10 protein-coding genes are annotated in these 11,511 nt (G+C 62.6%); 7 read left to right on the top strand and 3 right to left on the bottom strand.

Going from position 1 to position 11,511, the window contains the following annotated elements:
* Positions 1 to 135 precede the first annotated feature (135 nt).
* Positions 136 to 2,769, bottom strand: coding sequence for an alanine--tRNA ligase (gene alaS, locus M9890_08885; GenBank protein MCO5177067.1), 2,634 nt, complete (start codon positions 2,767 to 2,769; stop codon positions 136 to 138).
* Between the two features lie 174 nt (positions 2,770 to 2,943).
* Between alaS and uvrC the strand changes: the two genes are divergently transcribed.
* Genes uvrC through rph form a run of 6 tightly spaced genes read left to right on the top strand, consistent with a single transcriptional unit; the run spans position 2,944 to position 8,519 of the window.
* Positions 2,944 to 4,764 carry an excinuclease ABC subunit UvrC gene (gene uvrC / locus M9890_08880; protein ID MCO5177066.1) on the top strand — a complete coding sequence of 607 codons (1,821 nt, stop codon included), beginning with the start codon at positions 2,944 to 2,946 and terminating at the stop codon, positions 4,762 to 4,764.
* Positions 4,765 to 4,791: 27 nt separating this feature from the next.
* Positions 4,792 to 5,454, top strand: a complete 663-nt coding sequence (locus M9890_08875) for an L-threonylcarbamoyladenylate synthase (protein ID MCO5177065.1) — start codon at positions 4,792 to 4,794, stop codon at positions 5,452 to 5,454.
* Positions 5,447 to 6,259, top strand: a complete 813-nt coding sequence (locus M9890_08870) for a hypothetical protein (protein MCO5177064.1) — start codon at positions 5,447 to 5,449, stop codon at positions 6,257 to 6,259. The genes M9890_08875 and M9890_08870 overlap by 8 nt, the downstream gene beginning before the upstream one ends.
* Before the next feature lie 34 nt (positions 6,260 to 6,293).
* Positions 6,294 to 6,467: a DUF1192 domain-containing protein gene (locus M9890_08865; protein MCO5177063.1), complete on the top strand. Its 174-nt coding sequence runs from the start codon at positions 6,294 to 6,296 to the stop codon at positions 6,465 to 6,467.
* Complete coding sequence (locus M9890_08860; protein ID MCO5177062.1) at positions 6,454 to 7,791, top strand: replication-associated recombination protein A; 1,338 nt, start codon at positions 6,454 to 6,456, stop codon at positions 7,789 to 7,791. The genes M9890_08865 and M9890_08860 overlap by 14 nt, the downstream gene beginning before the upstream one ends.
* Positions 7,788 to 8,519: a ribonuclease PH gene (gene rph / locus M9890_08855; protein MCO5177061.1), complete on the top strand. Its 732-nt coding sequence runs from the start codon at positions 7,788 to 7,790 to the stop codon at positions 8,517 to 8,519. The genes M9890_08860 and rph overlap by 4 nt, the downstream gene beginning before the upstream one ends.
* Here rph and hisB read toward each other — a convergent pair.
* Positions 8,500 to 9,117, bottom strand: a complete 618-nt coding sequence (gene hisB, locus M9890_08850) for an imidazoleglycerol-phosphate dehydratase HisB (GenBank protein MCO5177060.1) — start codon at positions 9,115 to 9,117, stop codon at positions 8,500 to 8,502. The two genes, rph and hisB, sit on opposite strands and share 20 nt — an antisense overlap.
* Positions 9,110 to 10,213 (bottom strand): histidinol-phosphate transaminase, encoded by a 1,104-nt coding sequence (gene hisC / locus M9890_08845; GenBank protein MCO5177059.1) that lies wholly within the window; start codon positions 10,211 to 10,213, stop codon positions 9,110 to 9,112. Before hisC ends, hisB begins: the two co-directional genes overlap by 8 nt.
* A 145-nt stretch (positions 10,214 to 10,358) precedes the next feature.
* On the opposite strand from hisC, the gene M9890_08840 reads away from it, so the two are divergent.
* On the top strand, positions 10,359 to 11,510 hold the full coding sequence (locus tag M9890_08840) for a serine hydrolase (GenBank protein MCO5177058.1): 1,152 nt from the start codon (positions 10,359 to 10,361) through the stop codon (positions 11,508 to 11,510).
* The last annotated feature ends 1 nt before the right edge of the window (position 11,511 follow it).

Here is an 11,511-nt window from a genome sequence, read left to right as displayed (position 1 = left end):
CCGCTCGACCTCAATCAGGTCGTCAGTCCGGGAAACGGTGACATAGTCAGTGTGCCGAGCAGCCATAACTCTCCCCTGTCAGGGAACCGCCGCGTGAGCACACGGACGAGCCGTCTGCGAGTTGTGCAGCGGTTCCTATCCGTTGACCTGACGAATCACTGCTGCCGCGACGGCACCAAGCGCCTCATCAAGCCGGCTTGCGTCTGTTCCACCGCCGTTGGCGATTTCGGGTCGTCCACCGCCCCGCCCACCAACAACTGGAGCGATCTCCTGAATGATCTTCCCGGCACTGATGCCGTTGCCGGTCAGGTCTTTGGTCACCATCGCGACGAGCGCGGGCTTGTCGTCGATCACGCTGGCGAGGACGATCACGCCCGAACCGAGTCGGTCACGCAGGCGGTCGCCGATCTGCAGCATCGTGTCGCGATCGTCGGCCGAAACGCGGGTCGCGAGTACCGGCACGCCGTTGGCGTCCGTGACTGCGCTGAGCATGCTGTCGATGTTGGATGTCGCTGACGCCAGGCGTAGCTCGTCGATCGTGCGGTCGCGGTCGCGTAGCTCGGCTTGCAGGTCGCGAAGCTGGTCTGCCAGCGATTCGGCAGGTACGTGCAGCAACCGAGCCGCATCGTTCGCGACCTGCTGTAGCTGCTGCAAATGCTCCAACGCTGCACGTCCTGTCAGTGCCTCGATGCGGCGCACGCCTGAGCCGATCGACGACTCGCTGAGAACGACGATTGGCCCGATCTCCGATGCCTGGGCGACGTGTGTGCCGCCGCACAGCTCGCGCGAGAAGTCGCCGATCGAGACCATGCGAACGACATCGCCGTATTTCTCGCCGAACAGCGCCATTGCGCCGCGCGCGACAGCTTCGTCGTATGGGATGACATCGGTTGTCACCTGGTCGTTGCTGAGCAGGACGTCGTTGGCGATCCGGGTTGCGCGCTGGATGCCTTCGGGACCGAGTGGCGTTGCGCTGGTGAAGTCGAAGCGCAGACGATCCGGAGCCACGAGCGACCCAGCCTGGTGTGTATCCTCGCCGAGGATCATGCGCAACGCGCGATGGAGAACGTGCGTCGCCGTGTGGTTGCGGCGGATCGCGTTGCGGCGGTCGGCATCGACGACGGCTTGCGCAGTTTGCCCGCGCTGAATGAAGCCCTCGCTTACCTCGCCAATGTGGACGATGAGCGTTGGCGACGGGCGCTGTGTGTCGTGCACCTGGAAGACACCGGTCTCGGTCGTGATCGCACCGGTGTCGCCAACCTGACCGCCGGACTCGCCATAGAACGGCGTGCGATCAAGCACCAGCTCGCCGGCCTGCCCGGCGTCGAGTTGCTCGACAGCAGCGTCGCCGCCGAATATATCGGCAACCGTGCCGGACGCGCTGTTGGTTTCGTAACCAAGGAATTCGACAGCGCCGACCGTGGCTGCCGCGTAGAGCTGGGTGCGGTCGCGCGAGGAATCGGCGAACGTCGCCAGATGCTGCCGACTGCGCGCACGCGATTCATCCAGCGCGGCGCTAAAACCGTCGCTGTCGAGTTCGACTCCCGCGTCAGCAGCGAGCTCCGCCGTTAGCTCGATTGGGAACCCGAACGTGTCATACAGACGGAACGCATCTTCGCCGGAGATCGTCGAGCCGCCTGATGCCCGAAGCTGCTCGATGACATCACCAAATCGGGCCATGCCATTTGCGAGCGTGCGGGAAAAGGACTGCTCTTCGTTGGCTACGACGCGCCGAATCGTGTCGGCTCGCGAGACCATCTCCGGGTAGAAGTCGCGGTAGTTTTCCATGATCGCGTCGACGATCTCGACGAGGAACGGTCGCTCGATACCAGCCGCGTGACCATGCCGGACGGCGCGCCGGAGGATGCGCCGCAGGACGTAGCCGCGTCCCTCGTTGCCCGGGAGCACGCCATCCATGATGAGAAACGTCGCCCCACGAACGTGGTCGCTGATGACGCGCAATGAGCGGTCGATGCGCTCGTCTGCACCGTAGGTGACGTTGGCAATGCTGGCGGCGCGTTCGATTGTCGGGCGGTGCAGGTCGGTTTCGTACATCGTCGGCGCATCCTGCAAGATGAGCGAGATGCGCTCCAGGCCCATGCCGGTGTCGATGTTCTTGCGCTCCAGCTCGCGGAGCGAACCATCCGGCTCCTTGAACTGCTGCATGAAGACGAGGTTCCAGAGCTCCATCCAGCGGTCGCAGCGCGGGCAGTTCGGGCCGCAGTCCGGCTCGCCGCAACCGTATTGCGGGCCGCGGTCGGCGTAGATCTCGCTGTCTGGTCCGCACGGTCCGGTGTCGCCGACTGGTCCCCAGGTGTTCGACGGATCTTCATGGATCCGATCGGCTGGCAAATTGACGACATCCATCCAGAGCTGGCGAGCTTCGTCGTCATCGGGGCGAATTGTGACTCGCAGTCGTTCAGGCGCAATCTCGTAAACGACGGTCAGGAGATCCCAGGCATAGCGGATTGCGTCACGCTTGAAGTAATCGCCAACCGAGAAGTTGCCGAGCATCTCAAAGAAGGTGCTGTGGCTCTCATCGCCAACTTCGTCGATGTCGACCGTGCGGAAGCACTTCTGAACCGAGGTCATGCGCAAAGCCGGCGGCTGCTCGATTCCGAGGAAATAGGGCGTCATTTGCTGCATCCCGGCGGTCGTTAGCAGGACGGTCGGGTCGTTGTGCGGAATGAGCGATGACGAGGGCACATTGAGGTGCCCGTGCTCGGCAAAGAACTCAACGAACTTCTGTCGTATTTCGCGGCTCTGCATGTCGATTCGGCCTTCTCTCACGATCCGTGGCAATCTCGAACACACAAGTGTATCCGACGCGATACAACGCCGAGATCACCTCCGGACCGAGGTGTACGTACAGTATGCCCGGACGCTGACTCAGGGTCAAGGTTGGTGGGCCGGGTGACTTGGCTATGACGGTACAATTACGGTATGAGTACGCGCTTTGCCGACCGCCTGTCCGCCCTGTCTACCGACCCGGGCGTGTACCTGATGAAGAACGCTGCCGGGGACGTGATCTACGTCGGCAAGGCGGCATCACTTCGCTCGCGCGTGCGCTCCTATTTTCAGGAGAGCCGACACCCGGATCCGAAGACGCGCGAGCTTGTCAGCCACATCGTCGACTTTGATGTCATCCGGACTGACACCGCCAGCGAGGCGCTGATCCTCGAGAACGAGCTGATCAAGCGCTTTCAGCCGCATTACAACGTCCGGCTCAAGGACAATAAGACCTACCCCTACATCAAGATCACGAACGAAGAGTGGCCGCGTGTCATCTCAACCCGCCGGATCGTTCAGGACGGCGGACGCTACTTCGGGCCGTACACGTCGGCTGGGTCAGTCCACCGTACGCTCGACCTGCTGAACCGCCTGTTTCCGTATCGTCCGTGCGATATCACCATCACCGGCGACGCGCCGAGGCCGTGCCTGTATTTCCACATGGGGCGCTGCCTGGGGCCGTGCATCGGCGCTGCCTCGCGGGAGGAGTACGCTGCTGCGGTTGAAGGCGCAGCGCTGTTCCTGCAGGGACGCGGCGAAGATCTGCTACCGGAGATGCGCGATCGCATGGAGCGGGCGGCCGAGGATCTGGACTTCGAACGCGCCGCAAAGCTGCGCGATGAGATCTCGGCGATCGAGCATGTCCTCGAACGCCAGAAGATTGTCTCCAGCAGAGGTGACGATGCCGATGTTATCGCTGTGTATCAGTCACCTGGCGGCGACGCGGTCGTGCAGGTGGCGATGATTCGAAATGGCAAGATCCTGGGGTCCGAGCACTTCGTCATGTCCGGCTCACGGATTGACGACCTGCCCTCCGAAATTATCGCCAGCTTCATTTCGCAGTTCTATCTGGATGCTGCTGTTGTGCCGAACGAGTTGATCGTTGAGCACCTGCCGGGCGATGATGAGATCCTGCGTGGCTGGCTCGCCGAGCGACGCGGCGGTCGGGTGAAGCTGACGGTGCCACAGCGGGGCGAGAAGCGCCGGCTGGTCGAGATGGTGGCCAAGAGCGCCGCCGAGAACTTCGAGCAGACGCGCCTGCGCTGGCTGAATGACGAGCAGCGGATGACGGCTGCGCTGACCGAGCTGGCGGATGCGCTGGAGTTGCCGGACCTGCCGCGGCGAATCGAGTGCTTCGATATATCGACACTGCAAGGTACGAACATGGTGGCATCCATGGTCGTGTTCGAGGGCGGCAAGCCGAAGAAGAGCGACTACCGGCGCTTCTCGATCAAGAGTGTTGAGGGGCAGAACGACTTTGCTGCAATGAAGGAAGTCGTCGGGCGACGCTTCCGGCGCCTGGCGACTGAACCAGACACCGAATCGTGGGCGCGTCAACCTGATCTGGTCATCATCGACGGCGGCAAGGGGCAGCTGAACGCAGCGATCGAAGCGCTTACCGAAGTCGGTTTCAGTTCGCAGATCGTTGGGTTGGCAAAGGAGAACGAAGAGCTGTTCCTGCCGGGGCAGTCGTGGCCTGTTGTTCTGGACCGTGACTCGCAGGCGCTCTATCTCGTGCAGCGCGTGCGCGACGAAGCACACCGTTTTGCCGTGTCGGTCCTTCGCCAGAAGCGCGAGCGGGCGGCCATTCGTTCCGCGCTCGATGACTTGCGCGGGGTAGGCCCGAAGCGCAAGAAGGCGCTGATTCAGGCGTTTGGCAGTGTCAAGCGGATTCGTGAGGCGTCGGAGGACGACATCGCGGCAGTCGAAGGCATCGGACGTGAACTCGCCCGCCAGATAAAGGCGCAGTTGTAGAAACGCCGACATGGCGGTGGAGGAATGATGTCCGCTCGTCCAGCCGATGAATCAGACGTTGGGAATGGCGCTGCTGACCCCCGCATTGCAGATGCGCTCGAAGCGCTCGAGAGCGGCGGCGTCATCGCGATACCGACCGATACGGTGTACGGGCTGGCTGCGTCGCTGCATCGACGCGACGCGCTGCGCCGGATCTACGCCATCAAAGGTCGCTCCGGGGATAAGGCGTTACCAATCCTCGTCGCCGGACCGGCCGACGTTGCCCGGTTTTCGCCTGACATATCGGATGCTGTTCGTGTGCTTGCTGATGCATTCTGGCCCGGCGCGTTGACGATCGTCGTGCCGGCCAACGAGGACGTGCCGACGGAAGTCACGCGCGGCGGCGATACGGTTGGACTGCGCATGCCGGATCATCCGTTGGCGCTGGCGGTCATTCGGGCGGCGGGCGGGGCGCTCGCCGTCACGAGCGCGAACCGCTCTGGCGGTCCCGAGGCCCGGACGGCAGAAGAAGTACGCGAACGCCTCGGTGATCGGGTGGCCTTTGTCGTGGACGGCGGTCGCTCTGGTGACGGGCCGGCGTCGACCGTTGTTGACGCGACCGCTGCAAAGTTCAAAGTGCTACGCCGAGGTGCGATCAGCGAACGCGATATTCTACGCGCGTTGCAGGCAGCGGGGATCGACGATGCATAGACGGTCGATACCGCCTCCGCAACTAACAATCCCGCCGGCCATGGCGTTGTCCGCGGCGGCCGGGGTCCTGGCGTTGGCTCTGGGCTTCTATGCGCGCCATGCGCGTCCCTCGATCCTTGACGTGCCGCTAATCGATAGCGGTGCGAGGCTGTTTTTCGTGCTGACACTGCTCGCTGCCATCGGGCTCGGCTGGCAGGTGCACTGCTTGTACGATCGTCGTCCATTGGGCTATACGCCATACCCGCCCCTGCCGACTGCCTGGATCCTTCCGTCGATGCTGTTGATTGCGTCGGCGTTGCTTGTCGCGCGGTATCACACGGCTCCGGTGATCGTGATGGCTGCGGTGGTCGCCGCGTCGGGCACGTTCGCGTCACTGAGCATACGTGAGGTGGTCTCGGCCGACGGTCCCGGCGATGATCCGTTGTTGCTGGTTCACGTTGGCATGAGCCTGATTGTCGCCTACGTTGTGATCGCGGCGTTGCTGCAATACCAGGCTCGGCTGCTCTTCACCGCCCCGACGGTGTTCATCGCATCGGCGCTGATCCTGCTCCAGGTTCACGATGGCATACCAACCTATCCGCTGCGTCGACAGGCGTATGCGTTGGTTGGCGCGATCGCGGCTGCCGAGCTTGCCTGGCCGCTCTATTACTGGCCTCCGGCCGGATGGTGGACTGGCGCGGTGATTGGCAGCGTGCTGCTCGGCTATGCGCTCATCACGCGTGCCAGCCTGCTGAAGCGCCTGAATCCTGCCGCAGCGTTGCAGTACGCAGGCTTGACTGTGGCCTGTTTGCGCTTGTTGTCGTGATGTCCTGATCGCTGCCAGCCTGAACGAGGTACCGATGAAGAATGATCCGTCCTACGACCGCCTGCTGTTGCTCGACCGGCTCGAAGAGCTGCGCGAGGATATGGTCGAACTGAACGTCCGTAGTATCGAAGACCTGGAGGCTCGCATTGCTGCGCTAGAAGCGGAGATTGCCGACGCCGACGTCGGGCGAGTCCATGAGCCTGTTTGAGGCAAACCGGCAGGCACACCTCGGGCGGTTGGGTCCGCTCGCCGCGCGCATGCGGCCGAAGACGTTGGACGAGTACGTTGGCCAGCAGGAAGTGCTCGGCCCGGGGAGTGTCCTGCGACGAGCGATCGAGCGTGATCGCCTGTCGTCGATCATCCTCTGGGGTCCGCCGGGTGTAGGTAAGACGACGCTGGCACGGTTGATCGCCAACCAGACTCGCGCCCATTTCATCGCCGTGTCGGCTGTTTCGTCCGGCGTCGCCGATCTGCGCGCGGCTGTCCGGGAAGCGTCTGACCGACTGGGTATGAACGGCCAGCGAACGCTGCTGTTCATTGACGAGATTCACCGCTTCAACAAGGCTAAGAAGGACGCGATCATGCCGTATGTTGAGGCTGGCACTGTCATCCGGGTCGGTGCGACGACCGAGAATCCATCGTTCGAGGTCAACGCGCCGCTGCTTTCGCGCTCCCGCGTCGTGGTGCTGTCGTCACTCACCGACGATGACATTCGCGAAATCGTGTTGCGTGCGCTCGCTGACACCGAGCGCGGCCTTGGTTCGGAAGAGCTGACGATTGATGATGACGCGCTCTATGCGCTCATCAATCTGGCGAACGGCGATGCGCGTTTTGCGCTGAACACACTGGAGATGGCCTCGGTTGGCACCGGCGATGATGTCCGGGCGATCTCGCGTCAGATGGTGATGGACGCGGCACAACGACGGGCAGCAACCTACGACCGCGATGGCGAAGGACACTTCGACACGATCTCGGCGCTGCACAAGTCCATTCGCGATTCGGATGCGGATGCCTCGGTCTATTGGCTGGCACGGATGCTGGAGAGCGGCGACGATCCGCTCTATCTGGCGCGCCGCCTGATGCGCGTCGCCAGCGAGGACATCGGGCTGGCGGACCCGCAGGCGCTGACCCTGGCGGTGGCTGCACAGCAGGCGGTCCACTTCCTCGGCATGCCCGAGGGCGCGCTGGCGCTGGCCGAACTGACGATCTTCCTGGCGCTTGCGCCCAAGAGCAACGCCGTCTATCGGGCCTATGGGGCAGCGCGTGCTGACGTGGAGAATACGCGCAATGATCCGGTGCCAATGCACTTGCGCAACGCCGTTACCGGTCTGATGCGCGGTATCGGATATGGCAAGGGCTATGAGTACGCCCATGATCTCGATACCGGCGTCTCGGCACAGACGCATCTGCCGGACAACCTGGCCGGGCGCGAGTATTACGATCCAACTCAGCGCGGCTACGAGGCTCGGCTGGCGGAGCGCCGCATCAAAATCCGTGAGCTTGTGGAAGAACTTCGGAAGGAGCAGCAGTGAGCGCAGGACGGTCTCGCGTGGGGCGCTCGAACCTGGATACGCGTCCGATTGTCATCGAAACGGGCATTGTTCGGGCAGCTGAAGGATCGGCGTCGATCGCGTTTGGAGACACCGTCGTGCTCTGCACGGCCTCAGTCGAAAATCGCGTGCCGCCCTTTCTGGAGGGCAAGCAGCAGGGCTGGGTAACGGCGGAGTATGCGATGCTGCCGCGCTCAACATCGACGCGCATTTCGTGGGATCGTTCGATCAATTCGGGACGCAGCCAGGAGATCTCGCGCCTGATCGGACGATCGTTGCGCGCGGCGGTCGATATGCGCATGCTCGGCGAACGGACCATTACGATCGATTGCGTCGTTCAGCAAGCAGACGGCGGCACACGGACGGCGGCAATCACCGGCGGATTTGACGCGCTCGCCCTGGCTGGCCAGCACCTTGTCTCAACCGGCCAGATCAAGGCGCTGCCGTTCCGGTCGCCGGTCGCTGCCATCAGCGTCGGTGTCGTCGGTGGAGACGTGCGCGTCGATCTGGATTACAGCGAGGACTCACGGGCTGAGGTCGACTCCAACGTGGTCATGAATGCGGCCGGTGAGTTCGTGGAAGTTCAAGGGTCGGCGGAGGGACGCCCGTTCTCGCGCAGTCATCTGGACGAGATGCTAGCGGCAGCCGGCAATGCGATCGAAATGCTGATCGAGCGACAGCGCGAGGCGATCAGGTCCGCGACGAAGTAGCCCCTTCGATGTGCTCTTTTGTCGACGGGACGCGGCCATTGAGCCGCTCGTCAATGCGCGTTGCGGCGTCCAGCGCGCGGGCAAACGCCTTGAACACGGCCTCAACTTCATGATGCGCATTGCTGCCGTAGAGCGTAACGACGTGCATGTTGATGCGCGCCTCACGAGTCAGAGAATCGAAGAAGTGCCGGACGAGGTCGGTCTCCAGCTGCCCGATCTGAGGCTGGCTGAACTTCCCATTCTGGACATAATACGAGCGACCGCCGCAGTCGATTGCGACGTGCGCCAGCGCCTCGTCCATCGGGACGGCAACGTCCGCGGTGCGGCGGATGCCTTGATGGTCGCCGAGCGCCTGCCGGATTGCCTGCCCGAGACAGATGCCGACATCTTCGACGGTATGGTGGGCATCGACCGCAAGGTCGCCGTCGGCGTCGACAACAAGATCGAAGAGACCGTGCCGCGCGAACAGGGTGAGGAAATGGTCGAGCGCCCCGACACCGGTCCGGACATCGCTCTGCCCGGTGCCATCAAGAAGCAGGTTGAGCGCCACTCGCGTTTCGGCGGTCTGGCGAGTCACCCGCCCACGACGCTCAGACATGCGCGCCTATATTCTGGAGCGCAGTCAGCAACCGTGTTGTGTCTTCGGGCCGGCCGACTGAGATGCGCAGGTAATCACGCAACACCGGATCACTATAGGCGCGAACCATGACTCCGCGATCTGCAAGGCGCAGGTGAATGTCGTGCGCGTCGCCGCGATCGACGTGACAGAGCAGGAAGTTGGCCTGGCTCGGATACGGTGTCAGCAGGTCCTGCCGTCGCAATTGGCGGAGCAGCCGACTTCGCTCGGAGCGAATGCGCTCGATCGTTGAATAGAGATAGTCAACGTCGTCGAGCGACGCTTCGGCGGCGACAAGCGCCGCGACATTGACATTGAACGGCGGTTTGACCTTCCAGAGTTGCTTGGCAACGTCCAACGGGAACACCGCATACCCGAGTCGCATGCCCGCCAGCCCAGCCCACTTCGAGAACGTCCGCAGAACAATGAGATTGTCAAACTCGCCAGTGAGCGGCATGACCGTCTTGCCGGCGAACTCGTAGTAGGCCTCGTCAACGACGACGAGCACACCAGTGTGCAGCAGCCGGACGATGTCCTGCGTCGTGGCCATGTTGCCGGTCGGGTTGTTCGGGTTGGTAACTACGATCAATTTCGTGCGCTCGGTGATCGCAGCAAGCATCGCGTCGACATTGAGGTCGAACGACTCGTCGCGCGGCACTTCAACCGCTGTGCCACCAAACAACTCGGCACGCGCCCGATAGACGCCGAACGTCGGCGTTGGCAGGATGACTTCGTCTCCGGCATCGAGCGTCGTCAGAAAGATCAGGTCGATGATCTCGTCGGAGCCGTTGCTGACGATGATCTTGTCGGCGCAGACGCCGGCGTAGGCGGCGAGCCGCTCACGTGTTCGGCGCGCCTGGGCATCCGGGTAATAGTGATAGCGATCGAAGCTGGCGAGCGCTTCTTGAACGCGCAGCGAACAGCCATACGGATTCTCGTTGGAATCGAGCTTGACGATCTGATCGAGTGGCATGCGCAGCCGTTCGGCGAGATCCTGCGGGGATTCGACCGGATGGTATGGGTGTAGCTCGTCAATAACTGAACGAACGTGTCGGTGTTGGGCAGGTGGGACGCTCATGATGCTGGCGGTGACTCCTCTCTGTCGGACTGCGGAAGCGTACTCTCGAAATGGGCGATGGAGCAACTTCACTAGCCGAGTTCCCTATACTTTCCCACGATCGGTGTTCGGTGGCCACTCTGGCCGCATTCTGTCAGGATCGTCGTTGAGTCTGCGTCGCATCATCATTCCCATCGTCATCGCTTTGCTTATCGCGTCGACCGGCGTGGCGACGGCGCGCCCGAACCCAGCCAGTAGCGGTTCACCACGTAGCGCCGCATTGGTCGGCGATGTCGGCCTGACAGCCGCGGGCGCAATTGCCGTGGATCTGACGACCGGTATTGAGCTGTACGCCGTTAACGCGGATGTCAGCTTGCCACCCGCCAGTACGGCGAAGATCGTGACGGCGCTTGTTGCAATAGCGATTCTGGCTCCCGATCAGCAAGTGACAATCCAGGCGAGCGACCTGCTCGATCCAACCGTGTACTCAACCGCCGGGCTGATCGAAGGTGATGTCGTTTCGGTTCATGACCTGCTCTTCGGCGTCCTGCTGCCATCCGGTGGTGACGCGGCGCTGGCCGTCGCTCGGGCTGCCGGGCTCGTGCTGGATCCAGCATCAGCAGACCCGGTGGCACGATTCGTAGACGAGATGAATGCGTTCGCGGCTGCCCACGGCATGACGCAATCGCGCTTCTCCAATCCGGTCGGCATGGACGATCCGGCGAACAATTACGCGTCGGCGCGAGATCTGGTGCGAGCGACCGAAGCGCTGCTCAGTGATCAACTGCTGTTGGCAATAGTCGGCACTCCGAGCTTCACCATGACGGCAGACGGACCGAACGCACGGAGCTGGGATATCTACAGCTCGAATCAGCTCGTGACTGAAGACGACGTGTTCGGCATCAAGACCGGTACTGAAGATGCAGCCGGCCAATGCCTGATCACCGGGTTCTGGCGTGGTGATAACCGGATCGTCACTGTTGTGCTGGGCAGCAGTGACCGCTATGCCGACACGATGCAGATGATGGGTGCCATCGATGCCAACTATCACTGGGCAGCTCTGGGCATTGGCACAGCGTCGGCGGGTGCTACCGACGCACTGGCGTCCGAAGGACTGACGTTTAAGGTGCGTCGCACGACGCTGATGACTCGCGAACAGTTCGAAGCCATCACCTGGGAATTGGAAGGCGAGACGGACGCATCGACACCGTGGGTCGGAATCGTCGAGTTTTCGACTGGCGGAAGGGTTATTGCGCGGTTGCCCGTATACTCGGTAAGTGGTGCGGCAGGTAGCCTGCATCATCGCCGAGCGGCCTGAC

The organism is Thermomicrobiales bacterium, from assembly GCA_023954495.1.
Taxonomy (GTDB): domain Bacteria; phylum Chloroflexota; class Chloroflexia; order Thermomicrobiales; family CFX8; genus JAMLIA01.
The sequence above is the reverse complement of the archived record's forward strand: the minus strand, read 5'-3'. Positions and strand labels throughout refer to the sequence as shown.